This is a genomic window from Variovorax sp. RA8, from assembly GCF_901827175.1.
Classification (GTDB): Bacteria; Pseudomonadota; Gammaproteobacteria; order Burkholderiales; family Burkholderiaceae_C; genus Variovorax.
Window position 1 is genome coordinate 3,211,641 of sequence record NZ_LR594662.1, and the last position, 22,002, is coordinate 3,233,642.

The window sequence follows — 22,002 nt, forward strand, 5'->3', positions numbered from 1 at the left end:
CGGTGGGTCGGGATGCGATGCACCTTAGCGCAAGTGGCGCAGATCGCGTGTAGTCGCCGTCCGATGCCACGGCCCCGGGCTTGCCGTCAACTGCCCGCTCGAATGCTCTTCTCGAAGGCCTCGATGGCAGGTGGTACCTGCCGCGCCACCCGCAGCACCAGGTCGCGCCGCTGGGGCGCCTCGCGCCAGCGCAGGCGGGCGCCGCTGTCCCAGTCCGGATGGCTGCGCGCGGGCTGGGCGGCACGCACCAGCTCTGCCAGCGGACGCCGGGCGGCTTCCAGGTCGTCCGTTGGCGCTTCCGTCGGCGCGTGGGCGGCGATGCGATCGACGGCGGCATGGCCGCGCTGCTCCAGCGCGCGCAGCAGCTTCAGCTGCCAGGCCGCGAGCACCACCAGCACGCGGTCCTCCACCGTGAGCTCGTGGACGTCGCGCAGCTTGTTGGCGAGCTTGCGGCCCAGCGGCCCGAAGCCCTGCGAGAGCGCGCCGCCGATGGCCCCGCCCAGCGCCGCTCCCGCGCCCAGCGACAGGCCGGCCAGCGCCAGGTCGGCCACCACGCCGACGGCGGCGCCCACGGCCACGCCCTTGCCGAGCAGGATGCCGGCGTGCTTCAGCGCCTCGGGGTGGAAGAAGTCCATGGTCCAGCGGCCTGCCACCAGCGGCAACGGCGCTTCGTCGGCATCGTTCTCGCGAAAGCCGTAGAGGGCCAGCAGGTCGGAGGCGCAGCGCTGCGCCTTGTCGAACACGGCCTTCTGGAGCGCGGCGACCAGGCGCTCGCGGCTGCTCTCGATCTCGAACTCGACCGCCGAGGCCGTGCGGCGCATCGCGGCCGCATCGACCAGCAGCTCGGCGATGCGCTCGCCGGCCGCTTCGCGGCGCCGGGCGGATTCCTCGTCCAGGAAGGCGGCGATCCGGTCGAGTTGCGCGCGCCGCTCGCGCAGCAGCGTGGCGAGGTCGCGGTAGAGCTCTCGCTCGGCGCCGACGAAGGGCGCGGCGGCGTCGAAGCGCACCACCACGTGCAGGCCGTAGGCGGGGAGCAGCGCCTTCCACGCGTCCTCGCGGCTTCCCGCGTCGCGCAGGAAGTTCATCACCGGCAGCAGCGGCCGGGCGCAGGCGCCGAGCAGCTCGATCTCTGCGCGGAACTTGGGCAGCACCGGCTCGCGCGCATCGATCACCAGGAAGGCGGCGTCGACCTCCAGCATGGCGCGCAGTACCTTGGCCTCCTGCTCGAACACGCCGTGCGCCTCGGGCCCGGCGAGGAAGCGCCGGATGCGCTCGGGCGGGGTGAGCTCGCCGCGCTCGTCGAGGGCGTCGATGTGCTCGCGCAGCGCGACCGCGTCTTCCAGCCCCGGCGTGTCCAGGAAGCGCACCGCGGCGCGGCCGTCCACCTGCAGCTCGATGGCTTCGACATGGCGCGTGGTGCCGGGCTGCCGCGACACCTCGCCGAAGTTCACGCGCCGCGTCAGCGTGCGCAGCAGCGAGGTCTTGCCGGCGTTGGTGTGGCCGACCACCGCGATGCGGATGGGGTCTGACATGCTCACGTCCACCCGCGCAGCGCGCCCCGTGCTTCGTCGCTGGCTTCGATGCGCCCGAGGCCGGCATCCGCCAGCCAGGCGTGCCACCGGCTGCGCGCCTCGGGCGTGGCCTCGGCGCCCTGCAGCCAGAGCCGGCATTCGGTACTGAGTGCGGCGACCTCGCGCAGGAAGCGCTCGGTGCCGCGGTCGGGGCTGGCGGCGGCGTTGCAGCCGACCAGCACGCGGCGCGGCCGCAGCCGTGCGAGCAGGTCCAGCGCCTCGCGCCGGGCGCCGGCGCTGCCGTCGACACGCAGTGCCTGCGCGCCCGCGGCGTCGAGCGCGGGCGGCGGCCAGGGCAGCTCCTCGGGCAGCTCGAAGCCAATGGCCATCAGCGTGTCGCGGGTCTGGTCCGCCGCCAGGCCGGCCAGGGCGTCGTGCCGCGCGCTGCCGGGATCGGCATCGACGATCTGCCGCGGCGCCAGGGCCTCGAAGCGTGCCAGCAGGCGGCGATGCTGGGGCTGCGACAGATCGGGCTGCAGCGCCCGGCGGCGCGAGCGCCAGACGGCCGCGCACAGCAGCAAGAAGAACAGCCGCGGCAGCAGTCCGTAGACCAGGATGCAGCCGGTGAGCCACAGCGCCCAGTCGCGCTGGCCGGCGGTGGCCGCCTGCGGCGAGAGCACGGTCTGCGCATCCGGCACCGGGAAACCCAGCCAGGCCGGCGCACGCCCCAGCCACTGGACGGCGTGCACGAAGAAGGCCGGATCGAGGATGGTGGTCTCCCAGCTCAGCGTGTAGCTGCGGAAAGCCAGCGCGAACAACAGCACCGCGAGCACCACGGCGAAGGAGAGCGACCAGATCGCATGGCTCACGAAGCCCAGCGCCCAGGGCGCGAGCCGCGCGCGGACCAGCAGTCGCGTCGCCGCGCGCAGCAGCAGCGGCGCCTGGCCCTGGCGCCCGCCCGCCACGCGCGCCGTGAGCGCAAGCCAGAGCCAGCCGAGGGAGAGATTGAGGGAGCCCAGGGGCAGCGCCAGCCCGAGCAGCCACAGCAGCAGGGTCAACAGATGCAGGCCGAGCAGGCTGGCCAGCGCCACCACCACGTTGATGCTGCGTTCGCTGCCGCCCACCACGCTGCCGGCGAGCGCCAGGCCGCCGAGCACGATCAGCGCGACCAGCGCCAGCAGGATCCAGGGCGCCCAGGCACGGGCACGGGCCAGCTCGTCCTGCAGTCCGAGGCGCTGCCCGAGAACGCGGGCCCGCTCGACGATCCGTCCGCCGCCATCGGCGCGCGCCGCCATCGCCTGGCGCATGGCTTGCGCATCGTCCAGCGGGCCGGCTTCTTCGACCAGTTGCACGGCCTCGACGATCGCCGCATCCTGAAATGAAAAGGGGAGCGCTCCGGGATTCAACGGCTTCCTTCGAGAAGAGCGCGGAATTATGCCCGGGGCCTCGATGAAAACCGGACATCGACGGCTGCACGACGCCTGCCCGGCCGGCAGGAATAGGAATGTGTCAGCGCGCAGCCAGTGCTTCGCCGGCTGCGCGCGGGCTGGAGCGGAAGCGTCCGAGCGAACCGGCATGCATCACGTGGCCGGTCAGGGTCTGGCCGAAGATTCGTTCGGCCAGCTGTGCCGCGGCGATGAGCTTGTCGAGGTCGATGCCGGTCTCGATGCCCATCTCATGGCACATGAAGACCATGTCCTCGGTGCACACGTTGCCGGCCGCATTGGAGGTATGGCCGCAGAAAGGGCACCCGCCCAGGCCGCCCACCGAGCTGTCGTAGAGGTCCACCCCGTTCTGGAGCCCGGCCAGGAAGTTGGCCGCGCCGCTGCCGCGGGTGTCATGCAGATGCAGGCCGATGCGCACCCCTGGCACCGCATCGCGCACTTCGCCGACCACCCGCTCGATGGCGAGCGGGTTGGCCCAGCCCACGGTGTCGCAGAGGTAGAGGGCGGGGATGTCCACGCCCTCGGAATTGCAGACGGCCTTGAGCCAGCGTGCGATGGCCACCACGCGTTCGGGAGGAACGGCGCCCTCCAGGTTGCAGCCGAAGGCGGTCATGATGTGGGCCGTCTCCAGCGGCACGCCGGCTTCGCGGTAGCGCGAGATCCAGCCGCGCTGCGCATCGCGCATCGCATCGGCCTCGCAGTTGTTGTTCTGTCGGCAGAAGGCGTTGGAGGCGTAGAAGCCGAGGCTGCCGATCAGGTCGATGTTCTCGGCCTTGCGGGCGCGCTCGAAGCCGCGCTCGTTGAGCCAGAGGCCGGTGTAGCGCACGCCCGGGCGCCTGCGCAGCAGGGCGAAGAGCTGTTCGGCATCGGCCATCTGCGGGACGAGTTGGGGATGCACGAAAGATGCGACCTGGATCTGGTGCAGGCCGGTGTCGGCAAGGGCCTCCACCAGCGCCGCGCGGTTTTCCAGCGCGAACGCCCGCTTGTCGAACTGGAAGCCCTCGCGCGGGCCTTCCTCGTGAATCTCGATCTTGCGCGGAAGTTGCATGATGGCCTCATGGTATCGCCCGGCCGGTTGCCGGACCAGCCGGGAGCACTTCTCGCGATCGAGGCGAAGAGGGAAGCATCGAGGACCAGCGCGGCAGGTCCGGCTGTCGCTCGATGCAGGCGTTCTGGGAGAAAGCCGCGCGCCAGCAAAAGGGCTGGCACGGGCTGTGGGAGGGGACGTGCCTTGGCGGTGGCGTGGCTTCACTGGGCTCGCGGCAAATGCCGGCGGAGCCGGTCAGCGCAACCCGAAGAAAGACAGTACGGCCACCACGACCACGACCAGACCGACGATATAGATGATGGAATTCACGGCGCAGGCTCCTCTTGCGTTGAAGACGGTGCCAGCTTGCCAGCAACCGGCTGCCGGGCTGTAGTCGCCCGGCCTCGCGCACTGTAGGACTCGCCAGGGATTCCAGGTCCCTCTTCATCGTCTTCCTCGTCGTCCTTGCCCAGGAAACCGCCGCTCTGGTGCGCCCACAGCCGCGCGTAGAGCCCGCCCCGGGCCAGCAGCGTCTGGTGGTCGCCCTGCTCGACCACGCGGCCCTGGTCGAGCACGATCAGCCGGTCCATGGCCGCGATCGTGGAAAGCCGGTGCGCGATCGCGATCACGGTCTTGCCCTCCATCAGCCGGTACAGGCTGGCCTGGATCGCGGCCTCGACCTCGGAGTCGAGCGCGCTGGTGGCCTCGTCGAGCAGCAGGATCGGCGCGTCCTTCAGCATCACGCGCGCGATGGCGATGCGCTGGCGCTGGCCGCCCGAGAGCTTGACTCCGCGTTCGCCCACATGCGCCTCGTAGCCGCGTCGGCCGTTCGCGTCGCCCAGGGTCTGGATGAAGTCGTGCGCCTCGGCGCGCTCGGCCGCCGCGCGGACCGCCGCAGCGCTCGCGTCGGGCCGGCCGTAGGCGATGTTGTCGGCCACCGAGCGGTGCAGCAGCGAGGTGTCTTGCGTGACCATGCCGATGTGTGCGCGCAGCGAGTTCTGCGTGACGTGCGCGATGTCCTGGCCGTCGATCAGGATGCGGCCGCTTTCCAGGTCGTGGAATCGCAGCAGCAGGTTCACCAGCGTGGACTTGCCGGCGCCGGAGCGGCCGACCAGGCCGATCTTCTCGCCGGGCGCGACAGTCAGCGTGAGATCGTCGATCACGCGGCGGCCGCCTTCGTCCGGGGCCAGTCCGTAGCGGAAGCTGACGTGCTCGAAGCGGACCTCGCCGCGCGGCACCGCGAGCGTGGCGGCATCGGGCGCGTCGAGCACGGTGCGCGGGCGCGACAGCGTCTTCATGCCGTCCTGCACCGTGCCGATGTTCTCGAACAGGCTGGTCATCTCCCACATGATCCAGTGCGACATGCCCTGCAGGCGCAGCGCCATTGCCGTCGCGGCCGCCACCGCGCCGACGCCCACCGCGCCCTGCGACCAAAGCCACAGGCCCATGCCCGCCATGCCGGCGGTCAGGCCCATGCTGAGCGCGTGATTGGCGATCTCGAAGGCGCTCACCAGCCGCATCTGGCCGTAGCCCGTCGCCATGAAGTCCTGCATGGCCGCGCGCGCGAAGCCGGCCTCGCGGTGCGCATGCGAGAACAGCTTGACCGTGGCGATGTTGGTGTAGGCATCGGTGATGCGGCCGGTCATCATGGCGCGCGCATCGGCTTGCGCCTTGCCGATCTTGCCCAGCCGCGGGACGAAGAAGAACAGCATCGCGATGTAGAGCAGGAGCCAGATCGCGAAGGGCAGCATCAGCTGGCGGTCGAGCACGGCCGCCAGCACGATCATGGTGGCGACATAGACGGCCATGGCCACCAGCACGTCTGCCAGCACGAAGATCGTCTCGCGCACCGCCAGCGCGGTCTGCATCACCTTGGCCGTGATGCGGCCGGCGAACTCGTCCTGGTAGAAGGCCATGCTCTGGCCCAGCATCAGCCGGTGGAAGTTCCAGCGCAGGCGCATCGGCAGGTTCACCGCCAGCGTCTGGTGCTTGACGATGGTCTGCAGCGCCACCACGCCAATGCTGGCGGTGAGGGCGATGCCCAGCCACATCAGCGTGGTGCCGCGCTCTTCCCAAAGCCGCGCAGGCACCTGGCCGCCGAGCCAGTCGACGATGCGACCCAGCATGGCGAACAGCAGCGCCTCGAAGGCCGACATCGCGGCCGTGAGCAGCGCCATCGCGAGGATCTTTCCGCGCAGGCCCTCGATGCAGGCCCAGAGGAAGGCGAAGAAGCCGCCTGGCGGAAGCCTGGGCTCGGCGGGGGGGTAGGGGTGGAGTAGTTTTTCGAAGTAGGCGAACAAGGGTGGCGGTCTCCAGGGAGGCGTCACTGTAGCGGTGCGCATGCCGATGTGCTTGGCAAGGGTTTCGCCGGCCATCCATGGGAGGCTGTGCATATTCGTCGGCCAAACCCTAGACTGGCATTCGAGGAGCATTCCATGAGCACGACCCCGCAGACCCTTCCCACCTATTTCATCTCCCACGGCGGCGGCCCCTGGCCGTGGATGAAGAAGGAGATGGGCAACGCCTACGCGCAGCTCGAAGCCGCCCTGGCCGACATGCCGCGCCAGATCGGCCGCACGCCCGAGGCCATCCTGATGGTCTCCGCCCACTGGGAGGCGCCGGCCTTCACCGTCATGGGCAACCCGAAGCCGCCGATGATCTACGACTATGGCGGCTTTCCCGAGCACACCTACCAGGTGCATTACGACGCGCCCGGCTCGCCCGCGCTGGCGCGCCGCGTGCAGGGCCTGGTCGAGGCGGCCGGCCTGCCGGCGGCCTTCGATGCCGAGCGCGGCTTCGACCACGGCATGTTCTCGCCGATGGCCGCGATGTACCCGAAGGCCGAGGTGCCGGTGGTGCAGCTGTCGCTCAAGCGCGGGCTCGACCCGGCCGAGCACGTGGCACTGGGCCGCGCGCTGGCGCCGCTGCGCGACGAGAACGTGCTGATCGTCGGCAGCGGCTTGAGCTACCACAACCTGCGCAACTTCGGCCCGCAGGCGCGCGACGTGTCCAAGGCCTTCGACGACTGGCTGGCGGACACCGTCGACGCCGACCCCGCCCAGCGGACCGAGCGCCTGCTGGCCTGGTCCCAGGCACCGTCGGCGCGGATGGCGCATCCGCGCGAGGAACACCTGATCCCGCTGATGGTCGCGGTCGGCGCGGCCGGGCAGGATGCGGGCGTGCGCATCTACCACGAGGACGCCTTCATGGGCGGCATCGCGGTGTCGAGCTATCGCTTCGGCGCGGCGGCGGGCGATGCCGCCTGAGCGTGCGCTGCACAATCGCCCGGTGCCTGAACACGCCATCTTCGACCCGGCCGCCGATGCGAGCGCGCATCGGCTGATCGCCCGCCTCGACGCGCTCTCCACCCATCACGATGTGCTGCATGCCGGCCGGCGCGTGCGCTGGCGCCGCTTCGGCGAAGACAACGACCAGCGGCCGCCACTGGTGCTCCTGCATGGCGGACATGGCAGCTGGATGCACTGGTTGCGCAACATCGAGGCGCTTTGCGCCGCGCGCGCCGTGTGGCTGCCCGACATGCCCGGCTTCAACGACTCCGACACGCCGCCGCAGGCGGAGGCCGGCCAGGCGCCGCTGGCCCCGGCGCTCGATGCGCTCGTCGGTTCGCTGGCCGCCTTGGTCGATGCCGAGGCTCCCATCGACCTGGCCGGTTTCTCCTTCGGCGGCCTGGTGGCCTCCAGGTTCGCGCTGCGGCGCGGCCATGTGCGCCGCCTTGCACTGCTGGGCAGCGCGGGCCATGGCACCAAGCGCCGCATGAACGTGCAGATGATCAACTGGCGCGAGGCGAGGGACCGGCTGGAGGAGCGCTCGGCGCTGCTGCACAACCTGCGGGCGCTGATGCTGCACGACCCCGCTGCCATCGACGCCCTGGCCTTTGCCATCCACGATCTTTCCTGCCACGGCACGCGCTTTCGCAGCAAGGAGGTCTCGATGGCTGGCGGGCTGCAGGCAGCGCTCGACGCCTTTGCGGGGCCGACGCTTCTGCTGTGGGGCGAGCATGAGGGTCGGCAGGGATTCATGTAAAACCCAGCAGAAACAGGCTTAAGTGCCTGTCCCCGTTGACTTTTTCGACTCTCTCTTCCCTGGACGACCGGCCTCTTCAACCGGGTTCGCAACCAAATTAGGGCCAGTCGCCGGCGTACTGAAGCGCTCAAGCATGCTGGCCACGACCTGCTCCTGGGCCGTGACGGATGACCTGGCCGTCGCCAGCGCCAGTTCCAGCTGTTGTTTGGCGGAAAGCAGCTCGTCGACCTTGGCCTGCAACTGCTCTTTGGAAGTGCTGAGCTGCTGGACGGCCGCGTCCTGCTCAACCAGGCGCCGGCCCAATTCCTCGGAGCGCCTTTGCGCAAACCCCAGTTCATCCTTGAGCGGCCGCAGGCCTCGCACCTCTTCCTGAGCCTGGTGCAGATCGCCCTGGGCGCGCGACAAATCGCCCAGGAGGCGTGCGTTTTCCTGAAGGGTATGGACGGCTTCCTGCTGCTTGGTGGCCAAGGTCTCGTTCACGGTGCGCAACTCGGCCTGCAGGTACTGCACCTGCTGTTCGTGCTTGCGCTGGTCCTGGTCGCGCTGCTCCTTTGTGGATTCCCGGAAATGCTCCAGCGCCTGGCGCGCGTGCTTGTGCTTTTCTTCCAGGGATTGGCGATGGCGCTCTTCGGCCGCGAGGCGCTCCTGCAGGTCGGCCACCTGCTGGACGAGCTGAGTGTTTTCCAGGGTCTTGCGGCTCAGAGCTTCGCTGGTTTTGCCGTGAGCGTTTTTTTCGTCGGCCAGGGCCCGCTGGGTTTGCTCCAGCTGCTGGCGCGTGGCCAGCGCCTCGGATTTCAGGGCCGCGACGGCTTGCTGCTGTTGGCTCAGCTGCTCGGCGTGCTTGGCCTGCGCCGTGGTGACCCGCTCTTCCGCTTCTTCATTGACGCGGGCGGCTAGGCGACCCACCAGGTCCTGGATTGCCTCGCTGACGGCTACGCGGCTGCCGGTGGCTGGCCCTTCCTCTTCCTCGATCTCCTTCAGGTAGCGATGGATCGTGGTTTTGGAGCCGCTGCCCAGCTCTTCGCGCACCGCATCGATGGACGGATTGCGCCCTGCGGCCAGCAATTTATCGCGGGCACGCAGCACTTCAGACTTGTAGATTCCGGCTCGGGCCATGGTTCACCTCGTTATTTCGTACTGTAGTATGTACCATGATATTACATACTATTTAAGAGGTCAATAAATCATAGATCTTAGTAAATATCACACTGGGTAATAGTGGATTATCCAATGTGAGGGTAATTTTTGATGGTTTCAGCCGTGGTAGCGGTTTGGGGTCGGCCTAATGTGGCGTCATATGCGCTTATGACCGCGCGGAACAAAACTCGCGTCCCCGAAAAAGGTCCGCCCCGGCGAATTGACGGGATTATGCCCAAACAGACATAATTTAAGCGATGTCGAAGCAAACCCGCAAACCCGTCAAATGGGTCAGTTCCGCCAAGCGCGATCTGGATGCGATGCCGGACTATGTCAAAGACGTTTTTGGCCATGCCATCGACCTGGCGCAGGCCAGTGGCAAGCATCAGGATGCCAAGGTCATGACGGGTTTTGGTCGGCCGGCGTGTTGGAGGTGGTCGAGGACCCCCAGGGCGACACTCACCGGGCGTCTACACCGTCAAGTTCGCCGGCTGGGTCTATGTCCTGCACTGCTTTCAGAAGAAGTCCCAAAGCGGCATCGCCACGCCGAAACCGGATTGATCACCACCCGCCTGAAGGCCGAAGCAGGACTTCGAAGCTTGGCAGGCACAGCAAGGAGCACGCAAATGAGTGAACCCGCAAGCATCACCACCGAAGAAGGCAGCACCAATGTCTATGCCGACCTGGGCTACACCGACGCGGCCGAGATGCAGCGCAAGTCCCAGCTCGCCGGCGAGATCGCCCGAGCGATCAAGGCGCGCCGCTTGACGCAGGAAGATGCGGCTGCGCTGCTGGGGATCGACCAGTCCAAGGTTTCGCGCATCACGCGCGGCCAGTTTCGCGGCGTCAGCGAGGCCAAACTGTTGGAGCTGGTGGCCAGGCTGGGCCATGACGTGAAGATCGTGGTCGGCCCGGTGCGGCGCCGCGCCGGCAAGATCGAACTGCAGTTTGACTGATTGGCCTTTATCCGGGCCCTGCTGATTTGGGTGGAGGGAACTCCCCTCCATGTACCTCCGGCTTGAATGCTGCCAGCTTGGTCGCCAAAGACGTTTCGGCCTGTGTCCTGACCCTGAGCCATGCGCCCAAGGTGTCACGCAGACAGGTCTCACATAAATCCGCCTCAACCCGATTTCCGTCCCCAAAAATCGAGTCATAGCCCGCGTCGAAGCCGATCGACGTCATCTCGGCGAAGCCAAGCTCGCCACGCTCGGTCTCTTTGCCGCACCGGTCACATCGGATCTGATGCACCACGCTCACGGCCTCCATGGTTTTGAGTTGCATCGAATTCTCCTTACAAATAACTGCCTGCATCATCCTGCTGTCCCGCGAAGCATAACCGTGCCGGAATGGCACGCTTAGCCACGATGACGAGCACCATGATCATTCCCTCCGTGACATGCCTGCCGGGTCCCAAGTCATCGGCATTTGCATGAACAGCGTAAGCATGCGCACGCGCAAGTATGGTTTCTCCCTGCCTTGCTGATGTGTCTCGGCGGATGCCAGACTATCTACGAGGGCAAATATGACTGAAAGGCGGGCGGCCGACCAGGAGCTGTCGTGAAAGTTGATTATTCGAATTAGTTAGCCAAAGAGCCATTTCGCGACTGCCGCGCCAAACTGAGCGCAGAGGAACGGCGAACATCACAGTTCGCTGTGATTTCGTACCCATTCTTAAGCAGACCCAGGAATGCCATTATTCCGATTCAACCCAGTTGAGCCGGATGCGCGGGAATCTCGCTTATCTCAACGTGCTTGACTGCAAGGCGGCATTGCAACCGCGTGTCAGCGGCGTTTTCAAGCACGGCTTCTTAACCCTCAAGCACCAGGCTTTCGAGTTTCCGGATGCATATCGCTTCTGCGCAAGGCAAAACGCCAATAATGGGTGCTTCGATAGTGCTTGCAAATGCCCACCAGAATGAGCAGATTGCGGGAGAATCGAAGTTAGCCAGCAAAAGCGCCTCGAGGCACCTGAACTCAAATCACATGACCGCTGAAAAGGAATTTTCTACCAATGCGCACTGCAAAAAAATCAACTCTGACCTTCGTCTTATTGCTTGGAATGCCTGTTGGTTTGCTACTGGCACAACAAGCCACTTTCACGTCAGCCTCCTTGACGCCAGATGCCGCTTTGAAGGCGGCACGGGCTGCGCTAGAGACTTGCCGAAAAAATGGCCATCAAGCTGCCGTATCGGTCAATGACCGTGCCGGCAACGCGCTCGTTATGCTTCGCGACCGTTTCGCCGGTCCACACACAGTCGATACGGCCATCAACAAAGCCTACACGGCCGTGACCTTCAAACTCGATACCACGAGTTTCACCCGTTCCACTCAAGGAGGTGAACCCGCATCTGGCGTGCGACACCTTCCCCGCATCGTGGCCATCGGCGGTGGCATTCCCATTGAATCGGCTGGCTCCATCGTGGGCGCCATTGGGGTTTCGGGCGCGCCGGGCGGGGATGCCGATGACGTCTGCGCCAAAGCGGGCATTGCTGCTATCCGCGACGAACTCGACTTTTGACTAGGCCGCACTCTCGTGCGGTCAGTGGTCAAGCTCCCTGCTGACGTTGCCAGCCTAACCCCGGCCATGGCCAGTATTCTTATGCATCCTGCAATAGACGAGAGTCGGTGGCTAGCCTACATACACCAGCTTGATAGAACACGCGTCAATCACTTAGGCCAAAAGTCAGGTTCGCAGCTACTTGGCTGTGGCAACGTGCGCAACAGGCGATCAAATCTGCTTTAGACGACGTTGAACAGCCGAAACGAGCGGCTGGATGGCGGAGTCCGGGAACGGCGCTACGCTGCTGACGTTGATTTCGCAAAGCACATAGCGCTCAGAGGCATCGGCGATAGATTCTCCGAACATGAAGTCGCAGTCCCAGAGGAACGGAAGTTGCTCGCGCGAAAGGCCGACGCGTGTGCGGAGCAACTCGACCCACTCAGTCTCCAGTCGTTCCTTCAAGAACTGGAACTGCGGCAGATTTGCGGCGTGGTACAGCCTCGGGCTGGACGGCGGTGCCGGCTCGTCAGGTTTGGCGGGGTAGAGCGCGTTCACCGACTGGTGCCCGAAGCCCTCGACCCGATCCTCCACCAGATAGGCGCGCACCATGCCTTCCACCAAGCGCGGTTGCCATGCCTGGTCGATCATGTGTCCGCCGTTCTCCGGCTCGAAGTACGGAGCCAGTCTTGCCAAGAGCGCTGGAATTTCCATCACCTCTTCGTCGCTGCCACGCTGGGCGTGGCGCACCCGCAGGCGCGCGGGTGTGGCCATGGGACCCACCAGTTGCACGCGCCAAACACCGTTCCCGCTCTGTCCCCGGTATTGCTTGAGTACCCGTGGGCCGTGGCGGAGTCGTTCTGGCAATTCCTCCTCGAGTTGTTTGAGGCTGTCGACTCGGCAAACGTCGCTGCCAAACGGGAGATCGCGCGTGTGGAACAAGACGTCCTTGGTTCCCAGCTTCAGGATGGCCTCCGGATGCGCGCTGACCACAATCCCCGAGTCGGCAACCCGCCGCAGCATGGCGTCCAGGACATCCCGTCGTCGTCCGCCTTCGATGGGATTGCACCAGACCAGCACGAGGCGGCAGTTGCGCAGCTGCGTCTCCACTTCTTCGGCGAAGTCGTCGTTGTACACGGCAGGGACCGCCGTCACGCCGGCGAGGGCGAAAGCATCAAACAACGCAGCAAACCGGCTCTCGGTCGGATCAGAGCGATCCCGCATGCGGCGATCGCCTGGATAAAGTAATGCGACGGTTGATGTAGGCAAGGGCAACTCCTCAGCGGCTCACACGCCAGCAAGCTGCCAGAGCAATTGAAGCGTATTTCATAAGGTCCTCATGGCATTCATAAGAGCTTCAGCAATGGATACCCCCACTGGGCCGAAGAGAGCCTCGACCAGCAAAGTATTCGCGTTTCTGGTCTGTTGACTCTTTTAATGTCGAGTTCAAGACATTACAGTATGATCATGACATGAGTTTGCTGTTCTTGCCACCCTGGTTGTTGCTGATTGTTTCGCTGCCTACATCCGGCGCCACCGCGCGGACCCGCATTTGGCGGGCGTTGAAGTCGCTTGGCTGCATGGCATTACGGGACGGGGCGTATCTCCTACCAGCTGGTGAGGAACGCGAAGTGGCGCTGCAGGAACTGGCTGAGGAATGCCGGCGCGAGGGAGGCCACGCGTGGCTGATGGACGTGCAGCCGCGGTCCGTCGACGAAGCTGCAACCTACCGGCAGCTGTTTGACCGCAGCGACGATTACGCCGAGCTGTGCAAGTCCTGGAAGGAGGCGGGACGCACGCTCAGCGGGCTGGCGGGGTCCGAGGTCTCGCGCATGCAGCGCAGGCTGCAGCGCGAGCGCGACATGGTGCGGGCCATTGACTTCTTCCCCGGCGACGCGAGCCTGGAGGCAGAGGCGGCCTGGACGGAGTTCACCCAACGCATCGAGCGGGTGTTGTCGCCAGACGAGCCTCACGAAACGGCAGGCGGCATTGCCAGGCTGGATGCGAGCAGCTACCAAGGCCGGACGTGGGCCACGCGACGTCGGCCCTGGGTGGACCGCGTTGCCAGCGCATGGTTGATTCAGCGCTTCATCGACCGCGATGCGCGTTTTCAGTGGCTGTCCCAGCCGTCAGATTGCCCGAAAGGCGCACTCGGTTTCGATTTCGACGGCGCGGCGTTTACGCACGTGGGCGAGCGGGTGACCTTCGAGACGCTAATGGCTAGCTTCGACCTGGAGCAGGATGCTGCGCTCATGCGCGTCGCCGCGCTTGTACACCAGCTCGACGTGGGCGGCGAACCGGTCGCCGAGGCTGCAGGCTTCGAGGCCGTGCTGGCAGGCGCGCATCAACGCCTGGACGAGGACGACGCGCTGCTGGCGGAGATGAGCAAAATGCTCGACTCCCTGTACGCGTACTTTCAACAAGCTGGCGGTCGCCCAGGATGACCCAGATGATCCGCCCAGCCCCCCGCACATTGGTGAGTTTCGCGCCAAGTTACCCCGAGCCACACCTGGAACCCACCCAACTGCCGATAGCGACTTTGATTCAACCAACCACCTGTTCTGTAACCATGACCGGATAACGCCATGACACTTTTCCTGACCGGCTTGCGCGCCGCTTCGATCATCCGTCCCAACCTCAACACTGAACCGGGGGCAGCATGAGTGCGCAGACGACCACCGGCGCTGCCGGCCCCGAGGCCGTGCCTCCGACGCTGACGTACTTTCAGCTTTTCATGCGGTTTCTCAAATTCGGCTTCCTTGCCTGGGGAGGCCCGGTGGCGCAGGTCGCCATGCTGCGCCGGGAACTGGTGAACGAGGAACGATGGATTTCCAGCGAACGCTTCAACCGCTTGCTGGCCGTGATGCAGGTGCTGCCCCGGACCCGAGGCGCACGAGCTGTGCGTGCATCTGGGCATGCGTGCGAAGGGGCGGCTGGGCGGGGTGCTGGCCGGTCTCGCATTCATGCTCCCGGGATTCCTGTTGATGCTGGCGCTGTCATGGCTTTACTTCCGGATGGACATCGCTGGCACGGCACTGGGCGCCGCGTTCCTTGGTGTACAGGCAGCATGATCGCCCTGATCGTACGGGCGGTGCACCGGATCGGCGAGCACATCCTGGTGGACCGTTGGCTGTGGGCCATCGCCATCGTGGCCGCACTCGCCTCCGCCGCCGGCGTGGCCTTCTGGATCACCCTGCCAGCGCCGGCGGCGTCTATGCCTTGTGGATGCTCAAGCGTGGCAGGCTCGCCCTCCTGGTCGCTGCCGGCGCGGTGGCGCTGGCCGCCGCGATGGCGCTCTGGGCGCGCGCGCACAGCCGCTGGTGGAGGCGGTCGTCCAGGGCGAGGCCTTCGCTGCTGCTCATCTTCGTCGCCGGGGTTGAAGGCGGGCCTGCTCACCTTCGGCGGTGCCTACACGGCGATCCCGTTCATCCGCAATGACGCGGTCGGCCGCGGCTGGATCACCGACGGCCAGTTCTCGACGGCCTGGCCTTGTCTGGGGTGCTGCCCGCGCCGCTCATCATCTTCGCCACTTTCGTTGGCTATGTTGCCGGCGGGCCGCTCGGTGCGCTGGTCATGACCGCCGGCGTCTTTCTTCCCGCGTTTGCCTTCTCGCTGATCTTCTACGACCGGCTCGAGGCAGTGCTAGAGGTCAAGGAGATGCACGCCTTCCTCGACGGCGTCGCCGCCGGGGTGGTCGGCCTAATCGCCGCGACCACGGTTGACCTGGCGTTCGTCACCGCCGCGCGTGTGCCGTCGTTGGCGGTGGCCGTATCGATCTTTGTCGCGGCCTTGGCCTTCCTGTATGCCTGGAAGAACAAGCTCAACATCGCAGTCGCGATCATCGGGGCCGGAGTCGCGGGTTGGCTGCTGATGCCGAGCGGCGCGTGAGCCAGCAGGGTATGCAGCCTGTTGCTTGCCCTCGCTCAGCGCGCTGCGTCGCGTTAAAGGTCGCTCCGATCAAGAAAAGTCGCGCCAGCGGAGGCCTCGGCTCAACCCGCCTAGACGGACGGCTGCGCCGAAACGTTGCTTGCGGTTGCTTGCTGCTCGTGCTTGGTGCATGGACGCTGCCGGACGTGGCCGCTGAATCGGCGGCTTTTGCTCCTTTGAATGGCCAGCAGATCCGCTCCGCGTTGCGCGGCAGCTCAGTCGGCGACGGGAGACATTGGGAGCATCAGTACCTCCCCGATGGTCGACTCATCCGCTCCGAGAGCGGGACAAGCAAAGCGGGCCAATGGTCGGTTCAAGGCGACCAGCTGTGCCTGCTGAAGCCCGAGATCAGCAGCACACAGGCGGCGTGCTTCTCGGTGCATCGACGAGGCAACGAGTTGCAGTACCTAGATGGGCAGCAACTCGTATATCAAGGTTTTCTTAAAAGGAGTTCATGATGACTACATCCCCAGCATTTCAAAGTCAGGACGCGCTCAAGCCGCTGCCGTTCGATCCGTCAAAACTAACGGGTCTGTCCGAACGAATGATTCGTTCCCATTGGGAAAACAATTACGGCGGCTCGGTCAAGGCACTGGCCGCTGTCAAGGCCCGGCTGGTGCAGGCCGCAGGCGACAAGGACCTGCCGCCCTACATCTACAACGACCTGAAGCGCGAGCACCTAATTCGCACTGGATCGGTGGTGCTGCACGAACTGTATTTCGAGAACCTCGGGGGCAGTGGCGAGGCCGCAGCTACCGAGCGAGAGGCGATCGCTCAAGCCTTCGGCAGCTTCGAAGACTGGGAGAGGGAATTCCGCCGCATCGGTGCCGGCCTCGGTGGGGGGTCCGGCTGGGTGGTTCTTGGGTTCAACCTGCACACCAGGCAGCTGGAAAATTACTGGATGGCCGATCACGCGCATGGACCGGCCGCCACCGTTCCGATCCTGGTGATGGACATGTACGAGCACTCTTATCAGATGGACTACGGCGCTGCGGCGGCGAAATACATTGATGCTTTCTTCCAGAACATCCAGTGGGAGAGCGTGAGTGCACGGCTGGCCGGCGCACGTGCGATATGAGGCATTTAGCGTTGCATGTGGCGGGTTGGCACTCTCTCGTGTGCACGTGAAGATAGGCATCTCCGGACACCGACGGCGCGACGGCGCGACGGCTCGGTATTCTCACAGGCGCGGACCCAAGCTGGCTGGTCTTGGTGCCCTTGTCCATCCTGGCCGAGCAACTGGTGCGTGCATGGAACTGGCGCCAATTGCTGTACCCCCTGCGCCCGGCGGGGCGCTTCGATTTGTTCGGCACCATCATGGCTGGCTACCTGCTGGCGGAGCGGGGCAAGCCACGCTAATGGACAGGCGAAAAACAAACTGAAATGAATCGTGTTGTTGACTACATCGAAGCCGCTGAGCGCGACAACACGCGTCGGAGCTACGCTTCGGCCATACGACATTTTGAAATAGAGTGGAAAGGCCTCCTGCCCTCGACGGCTGACGCCATCGCCCGCTACCTCGCCGACTACGCGCCTACCTTGGCCATCAACACCCTTCGCCAGCGGCTGGCGGCACTGTCCCGATGGCATGCCGACCAAGGTTTTGCGGACCCCACCAAGTCGCCCTTGGTGCGCCAGGTCCTTAAAGGCATTCGCTCAATTCACGCCGTGCCAGAAAAGCGCGCGCGCCCCCTGGAGCTGGCGGTGCTCCAGCAGATCGACCAGTGGCTCGATGTCGCGATTGGCAACGCCCAGCGGTCCGGCGACCGGCCGGCCTTGCTGCGCCAAACCCGCAACCGCAGCCTGATGTTGCTGGGGTTCTGGCGCGGCTTTCGCTCCGACGAGTTGGTCAACCTGCGCGTAGAGAACATCGAGGTGACGCCGGGCCAGGGCATGGCGTGCTACCTGGGCCGCACCAAAGGCGACCGGCAGCTGCAGGGCCGTGTTTTCAAATGCCCAGCCTTGTCCCGCTTATGTCCCGTGACGGCCTTCAATGCCTGGATCGACCTGGCCGGGTTGACCGAGGGTCCGGTGTTCCGCAAGATCGACCGCTGGGGGAATGTGGCCGACGAAAGTCTGCATGCCGACAGCCTGATTCCGTTGTTGCGCAGCCTGTTCGCCGAAGCCGGTGTCGAGTCGCCCGAGGAATACAGCAGCCACTCCTTGCGCCGCGGCTTTGCCGGCTGGACCCGCGCCAGCGGCTGGGACATCAAGGAACTGATGGAATACGTCGGCTGGAAGGATGTCAAATCGGCCATGCGCTACCTCGATGCGTCGGATTCCAGCCTGCAGGCCCGGTTCGAGCAGGGCCTGACGGCCCTGGCACCGGCAGTTCCGCAGCTACTGCCATTGTTGTTGACCGAACAAATCGAAGCGCCCCGCCCACCGGCCGAAGGAACGACGCCCATGGCAGTCCTGCGCGTCACGCTGGTGCTGGCCCGCTTCAGCAAGCAGTCGCGCGGCCTGGCTCGCGGTCACCGGCTGATCGAGCAGACCTGCTTTGAGCGTTTCGCCATGCAACGCCTGAACACCGAGGGAACGCTCTACGAGCTCGCAGTTCCCTACCTGTCACGTGACTTGCTGGACGAGGTGATCGCCACGCTGCTCGATGACATGTACCGCATCGCCGAGGACAACCAGTGCCTGCTGGAAACCTCATTTCACGAACCCGCGACCGACACCTACTGGGATTGAGGCGATGGGAAGCATTGCCGCCAGGCGGGGTAGTCCCCGCGAATGACCACGCTCCATGAGACGGCCTATCCCAGCCTGAAACCCGATCCGACACCCCGTGAGCTGGCGGAGCTTTACACACCGACCAAGGATGAACAACTCCTGGCTGCCGGCATCGGCAAGCGCGCCTTGCCGCGCATGGCGGCACTGATCCACCTGAAAGTCTTCCAGCGCCTGGGCTATTTCATCTCCCTGGCCGAAGTGCCGCCGGTGATCCGGGAGCACATTGCGCAGCAGGTGGGCGTGGTTAGGCCGCCCCCGGCGGCGGACCTCAAGCGCTTCGAGGCCTCGGGCTCGCGCACCGCCTTGTTTGCGACCTTACGCCGGCACCTCAATGTCAAACCTATGAACCCGGGGGGCCACGCCTGGCTGGAGGTCGTGGCCGACACGGCGGCCGAGACCAAACACGCGGTGGCCGACATCATCAACGTGATGCTGGAGGAGCTGGTCCACCATCGCTACGAGCTGCCCGCCTTCTCGACGCTGGACCGGATGGCGTATCGAGCCCGGGAAAAGAGCAACAACCGGTATTTCTCCGCAATCACCAACCAGCTGACAGCCCATACCCGGACCTTGATCGACAGTTTGCTTAAAACCGCCACGGGCGAGTCGGTTTCTGCCTGGCAAATGCTCAAACGCGAACCCAAGCGGCCGACCAACAAGGAAACGCGCACCTACATCCAGCACATCCGGCGCTTGCAGTACCTGGTGGAGCAGCTTCCCAAGCCCGACGTGCCGGTGCCCAAGCTCAAACAGTTTCGCCACCTGGCGCGCGCCCTCAATGCGGCCGAGATGGCCGAACTCAAGCCGCAAAAGCGCTACGCCCTGGCGGTGATCTTCATCCGGGCGCAGCATGCCCAGTCCCTGGACGATGCCGCGGACCTGTTTATTCGCCTGATGCAGAACCTGGAAAACAATGCCAGGCAGAAATTGCTCTCGTTCCAGCAGGAGCGGGTCCAAAAAACCGACATGCTGGTTGGCCAGCTCAAAGACATCCTGGGCGCCTACCAGCTGGAGGGCACCGACACGCAGCGTGTGGACGCCATCGGCACCACCCTGGTGGCCGACGTGGACGAGCTGCTCAACGAATGCGAACAGCACCTGGCCTATGCGGGCCGCAACCATCTGCCTTTCCTGCTGCAGCCCTACAAGATGGTCCGGGCCCAGTTGCTCAACTGCATCGGCATCGCCTCGCCCAAGGCCAGCAGCGAGGACCAGGTAGCGGAGCGGCTGATCGAGGCCCTTTACAAGCTGCGCGACAACCGTGCGGACATCGTGCCGCTGGACATGCTGGGCCTGACTGAAGACAAGGATTTCCGCTGGATGTCAGGCCAGTGGAAGCGGTTGGTGTTGGTCCGTCCATCCGGCAAGGGCCGGGCGGAGGCTGTCCACCGCCGGTATTTTGAACTGGCGGTCATGCATGCTGTCAAAGACGACCTGAAGTCGGGCGATCTCTTCATCAAGTACGGCGAGCGCTATGACGATTACCGCGAGCAGTTGGTCGATGACGAAACCTTTGAAAGAGAAGTGGGCGACTATGGCCAGGTCACCGGCATCGAGACAGATCCCGGCACCTTTGTGGCGATGCTCAAATCGGCGATGTCCCAGCGGGCCCACGACATCGACGCCACTTTCCCGGAAAACGCCCATGCCGAGATCGTCGACGGCCGCCTGATCCTGCGGAAACCGCCGCGCTCAGAAATCGTCGAGGCGGCCGCGCGGATCGACGCCCTGATCACCGAGCGAATGGAGGCGGCCAGCATCGTGGACGTCATGATCGACACCGAGCGCTGGTTGGACCTGCACAAGCTGTTCCGGCCACTCGCCGGGACCGACAGCCGCCTGGAGGATCTGCGCATGCGCGTCATCACGACGCTGTTTTGCTACGGCTGCAACCTGGGGCCCGTGCAGACCGCCAAATCGATCAAAGGTCTGAGCCGCCGGCAGATTTCCTGGCTGAACTTGAAATACGTCAGCGAGGACCTCCTGGACAAGGCCATTGTCAAGGTGATCAACGCCTACAACAAGTTTGAGCTGCCAGGCTACTGGGGCACGGGCAAACACGCGTCGGCGGACGGCACCAAGTGGAATCTTTACGAGCAAAACCTACTGTCCGAGCACCATATCCGCTATGGTGGGTACGGCGGTATCGGCTACTACCATGTATCGGACAAGTTCATCGCGCTGTTCAGCCATTTCATTTCCTGCGGCACCTATGAGGGCATCCACATCCTTGACGGGCTGATGACCAACGAATCGGACATTCGACCGGACACGATTCACGGGGACACCCAGGCCCAGAGTTACCCGGTCTTCGCGCTGGCGCACCTCCTGGGCATCCAGCTCATGCCGCGCATCCGGGGCATCCAAGACCTCAAATTCCATCGCCCGGAGCCGGGCAATGTTTACCGCAACATCAATGCGCTGTTCAGCGATGTGATCGACTGGCGGCTGATTGAGCTGCATTTGCCGGCGATGCTGCGGGTGGCGGTTTCCATCAAGACCGGCAAGATCACGCCGTCGGCGATCCTGCGCCGGCTCGGCACCTACAGCCGCAAGAACAAGCTGTATTTCGCGTTTGTAGAGCTTGGCAAGGTCATCCGGACCATGTTCCTGCTGAGCTACATCGGCGATGTCGGGCTGCGCAAGGTAATCCATGCCGAAACCAATAAGAGCGAGCAGTTCAACGGCTTTGCTCAGTGGTCATTTTTTGGGGGAGAAGGGATCATTGCGGAGAACATCCGGCACGAGCAGCGCAAGGTGATCAAGTACAACCACCTGGTGGCCAACATGATCATTCTGCACAACGTGGTGGGCATGACGAAGGTGCTGCAGGAGCTTCGCGACGAGGGGACCGAGATCACGCTGGAGATCCTGGGCGGCCTGGCGCCGTTCCGCACGGCGCACATCAACCGGTTTGGTGACTACACGCTGGATTTTCGGCGGAAGATTGGCCCCTTGAACTTCGATGCCACCATAATCCCAATGGAATCATAGACTTAGGGTCGTTTCTGCTGGGTTTTACATGAATCCCTGCCGACCCTCCTGCTGGCCGCGAGCGGGCAGCGCGAGGAGGCCTTCCTCGCCACCAAGGTCTGGACCTCCGGCCGCGAGGCCGGCATCGCGCAGATGGAGCAGTCCTTCCAGCGGCTGCGCACCGAGCGCATCGACCTGCTGCAGGTGCACAACCTGGTCGACTGGCGCACCCACCTGGCGACGCTGCGCGACTGGAAAACGCAGGGCCGCGTGCGCTACCTCGGCATCACGCACTACACCGCCTCGGCCTATGCCGAGGTCGAAGCGGTGCTGCGCGCCGAGCCGCTCGACTTCCTGCAGATCAACTACTCGATCGACGCGCGCCAGGCCGAAGAGCGCCTGCTGCCGCTGGCAGCCGAGCGCGGCGTCGCGGTGATCGTCAACATGCCTTTCGGCGGCGGCGGGCTGCTGCGGCGGCTGCGAACCCAGCCCCTGCCCGGCTGGGCGGCCGAGATCGGCTGCGCGAACTGGGCGCAACTGCTGCTGAAGTTCGTGCTGAGCCATCCGGCCGTGACCTGCACCATCCCGGGCACCAGCCGGGCGGAGCACATGGCGGACAACGCGGCGGCGGCAATGGGCAGCTTTCCCAACGCGGGCTTCTGGCAGCGCCACGCGGCTCCGCTACCGCTCTAACCACTGGGGCCT

General features: G+C 65.0%; 19 protein-coding genes and 3 pseudogenes. 14 read left to right on the forward strand and 8 right to left on the reverse strand.

Going from position 1 to position 22,002, the window contains the following annotated elements:
- Positions 1-86: 86 nt before the first annotated feature.
- The 4 genes from E5P3_RS15040 to E5P3_RS15055 form a co-directional block, all read right to left on the reverse strand.
- The gene (locus E5P3_RS15040; protein WP_162586728.1) at positions 87-1,532 is read right to left on the reverse strand and encodes a GTPase/DUF3482 domain-containing protein; all 1,446 of its coding nucleotides are present in this window, start codon (positions 1,530-1,532) and stop codon (positions 87-89) included.
- Positions 1,533-1,534: 2 nt separating this feature from the next.
- Positions 1,535-2,917, reverse strand: coding sequence for a DUF2868 domain-containing protein (locus E5P3_RS15045; protein WP_232073140.1), 1,383 nt, complete (start codon positions 2,915-2,917; stop codon positions 1,535-1,537).
- 103 nt (positions 2,918-3,020) lie between these two features.
- Entirely contained in the window at positions 3,021-4,004 is a 984-nt protein-coding gene (locus E5P3_RS15050; RefSeq protein ID WP_162586729.1) for a hydroxymethylglutaryl-CoA lyase, read from the reverse strand.
- A 305-nt stretch (positions 4,005-4,309) separates the two neighbouring features.
- On the reverse strand, positions 4,310-6,283 hold the full coding sequence (locus E5P3_RS15055) for an ABC transporter ATP-binding protein (protein ID WP_197893967.1): 1,974 nt from the start codon (positions 6,281-6,283) through the stop codon (positions 4,310-4,312).
- Positions 6,284-6,418: 135 nt separating this feature from the next.
- Between E5P3_RS15055 and E5P3_RS15060 the strand changes: the two genes are divergently transcribed.
- A complete protein-coding gene (locus tag E5P3_RS15060) occupies positions 6,419-7,249 on the forward strand; it encodes a DODA-type extradiol aromatic ring-opening family dioxygenase (protein WP_162586731.1) in 831 nt (276 codons plus the stop codon).
- A 22-nt stretch (positions 7,250-7,271) separates the two neighbouring features.
- Positions 7,272-8,027: an alpha/beta fold hydrolase gene (locus E5P3_RS15065; protein ID WP_232073141.1), complete on the forward strand. Its 756-nt coding sequence runs from the start codon at positions 7,272-7,274 to the stop codon at positions 8,025-8,027.
- Positions 8,028-8,045: 18 nt separating this feature from the next.
- Here E5P3_RS15065 and E5P3_RS15070 read toward each other — a convergent pair whose 3' ends face one another.
- Entirely contained in the window at positions 8,046-9,143 is a 1,098-nt protein-coding gene (locus E5P3_RS15070; RefSeq protein WP_024815569.1) for a DNA-binding protein, read from the reverse strand.
- A 278-nt stretch (positions 9,144-9,421) separates the two neighbouring features.
- Here E5P3_RS15070 and E5P3_RS15075 point away from each other — a divergent pair.
- Positions 9,422-9,794, forward strand: a pseudogene (locus E5P3_RS15075) (type II toxin-antitoxin system RelE/ParE family toxin).
- The gene (locus tag E5P3_RS15080; RefSeq protein WP_024815568.1) at positions 9,791-10,120 is read left to right on the forward strand and encodes a helix-turn-helix domain-containing protein; all 330 of its coding nucleotides are present in this window, start codon (positions 9,791-9,793) and stop codon (positions 10,118-10,120) included. Before E5P3_RS15075 ends, E5P3_RS15080 begins: the two are co-directional and overlap by 4 nt.
- Before the next feature lie 7 nt (positions 10,121-10,127).
- Here the strand turns inward: E5P3_RS15080 and E5P3_RS15085 are convergent, their stop codons facing one another.
- Positions 10,128-10,445, reverse strand: a complete 318-nt coding sequence (locus tag E5P3_RS15085; protein WP_024815567.1) for a hypothetical protein — start codon at positions 10,443-10,445, stop codon at positions 10,128-10,130.
- Positions 10,446-11,175: 730 nt separating this feature from the next.
- On the opposite strand from E5P3_RS15085, the gene E5P3_RS15090 reads away from it, so the two are divergent.
- Complete coding sequence (locus tag E5P3_RS15090; RefSeq protein WP_024815566.1) at positions 11,176-11,682, forward strand: GlcG/HbpS family heme-binding protein; 507 nt, start codon at positions 11,176-11,178, stop codon at positions 11,680-11,682.
- Between the two features lie 210 nt (positions 11,683-11,892).
- On the opposite strand, the gene E5P3_RS15095 is transcribed toward E5P3_RS15090, so the two are convergent.
- Entirely contained in the window at positions 11,893-12,930 is a 1,038-nt protein-coding gene (locus E5P3_RS15095; RefSeq protein ID WP_230305084.1) for a Cj0069 family protein, read from the reverse strand.
- Between the two features lie 203 nt (positions 12,931-13,133).
- Between E5P3_RS15095 and E5P3_RS15100 the strand changes: the two genes are divergently transcribed.
- Both E5P3_RS15100 and E5P3_RS36135 read left to right on the forward strand, forming a co-directional pair.
- Positions 13,134-14,105 carry a chromate resistance protein ChrB domain-containing protein gene (locus E5P3_RS15100; protein ID WP_024815564.1) on the forward strand — a complete coding sequence of 324 codons (972 nt, stop codon included), beginning with the start codon at positions 13,134-13,136 and terminating at the stop codon, positions 14,103-14,105.
- Between the two features lie 459 nt (positions 14,106-14,564).
- Complete coding sequence (locus E5P3_RS36135) at positions 14,565-14,732, forward strand: chromate transporter (protein WP_269473978.1); 168 nt, start codon at positions 14,565-14,567, stop codon at positions 14,730-14,732.
- 141 nt (positions 14,733-14,873) lie between these two features.
- On the opposite strand, the gene E5P3_RS36140 is transcribed toward E5P3_RS36135, so the two are convergent.
- A complete protein-coding gene (locus tag E5P3_RS36140) occupies positions 14,874-15,023 on the reverse strand; it encodes a hypothetical protein (protein ID WP_269473979.1) in 150 nt (49 codons plus the stop codon).
- Positions 15,024-15,097: 74 nt separating this feature from the next.
- Here E5P3_RS36140 and E5P3_RS36145 point away from each other — a divergent pair.
- The 7 genes and pseudogenes from E5P3_RS36145 to E5P3_RS15135 all read left to right on the forward strand — a co-directional run.
- Positions 15,098-15,549 (forward strand): annotated as a pseudogene (locus E5P3_RS36145) (chromate transporter); the annotation flags it as partial.
- Positions 15,550-15,698: 149 nt separating this feature from the next.
- Positions 15,699-16,046, forward strand: a complete 348-nt coding sequence (locus tag E5P3_RS15110; RefSeq protein WP_024815562.1) for a hypothetical protein — start codon at positions 15,699-15,701, stop codon at positions 16,044-16,046.
- Entirely contained in the window at positions 16,043-16,666 is a 624-nt protein-coding gene (locus tag E5P3_RS15115) for a superoxide dismutase (protein WP_230305086.1), read from the forward strand. The genes E5P3_RS15110 and E5P3_RS15115 overlap by 4 nt, the downstream gene beginning before the upstream one ends.
- A 134-nt stretch (positions 16,667-16,800) precedes the next feature.
- On the forward strand, positions 16,801-16,947 hold the full coding sequence (locus tag E5P3_RS15120) for a hypothetical protein (protein WP_153587080.1): 147 nt from the start codon (positions 16,801-16,803) through the stop codon (positions 16,945-16,947).
- Between the two features lie 24 nt (positions 16,948-16,971).
- Positions 16,972-18,282, forward strand: coding sequence for a site-specific integrase (locus tag E5P3_RS15125; RefSeq protein WP_024815560.1), 1,311 nt, complete (start codon positions 16,972-16,974; stop codon positions 18,280-18,282).
- A 42-nt stretch (positions 18,283-18,324) separates the two neighbouring features.
- The gene (locus tag E5P3_RS15130) at positions 18,325-21,318 is read left to right on the forward strand and encodes a Tn3 family transposase (protein WP_024815559.1); all 2,994 of its coding nucleotides are present in this window, start codon (positions 18,325-18,327) and stop codon (positions 21,316-21,318) included.
- Positions 21,319-21,348: 30 nt separating this feature from the next.
- Positions 21,349-21,990: pseudogene (locus E5P3_RS15135) on the forward strand (aldo/keto reductase); the annotation flags it as partial.
- Between the last annotated feature and the right edge of the window lie 12 nt (positions 21,991-22,002).

What these genes read in the sequence shown, in the direction of transcription:
- E5P3_RS15040 (WP_162586728.1), bottom strand. Translation starts at nt 1,532, where the DNA reads ATGTCAGACCCCATCCGCATCGCGGTGGTCGGCCACACCAACGCCGGC.
- E5P3_RS15050 (WP_162586729.1), bottom strand. Translation starts at nt 4,004, where the DNA reads ATGCAACTTCCGCGCAAGATCGAGATTCACGAGGAAGGCCCGCGCGAG.
- E5P3_RS15060 (WP_162586731.1), top strand. Translation starts at nt 6,419, where the DNA reads ATGAGCACGACCCCGCAGACCCTTCCCACCTATTTCATCTCCCACGGC.
- E5P3_RS15070 (WP_024815569.1), bottom strand. Translation starts at nt 9,143, where the DNA reads ATGGCCCGAGCCGGAATCTACAAGTCTGAAGTGCTGCGTGCCCGCGAT.
- E5P3_RS15080 (WP_024815568.1), top strand. Translation starts at nt 9,791, where the DNA reads ATGAGTGAACCCGCAAGCATCACCACCGAAGAAGGCAGCACCAATGTC.
- E5P3_RS15085 (WP_024815567.1), bottom strand. Translation starts at nt 10,445, where the DNA reads ATGCAACTCAAAACCATGGAGGCCGTGAGCGTGGTGCATCAGATCCGA.
- E5P3_RS15090 (WP_024815566.1), top strand. Translation starts at nt 11,176, where the DNA reads ATGCGCACTGCAAAAAAATCAACTCTGACCTTCGTCTTATTGCTTGGA.
- E5P3_RS15100 (WP_024815564.1), top strand. Translation starts at nt 13,134, where the DNA reads ATGAGTTTGCTGTTCTTGCCACCCTGGTTGTTGCTGATTGTTTCGCTG.
- E5P3_RS36140 (WP_269473979.1), bottom strand. Translation starts at nt 15,023, where the DNA reads ATGAGCAGCAGCGAAGGCCTCGCCCTGGACGACCGCCTCCACCAGCGG.
- E5P3_RS15115 (WP_230305086.1), top strand. Translation starts at nt 16,043, where the DNA reads ATGATGACTACATCCCCAGCATTTCAAAGTCAGGACGCGCTCAAGCCG.
- E5P3_RS15125 (WP_024815560.1), top strand. Translation starts at nt 16,972, where the DNA reads ATGAATCGTGTTGTTGACTACATCGAAGCCGCTGAGCGCGACAACACG.
- E5P3_RS15130 (WP_024815559.1), top strand. Translation starts at nt 18,325, where the DNA reads ATGACCACGCTCCATGAGACGGCCTATCCCAGCCTGAAACCCGATCCG.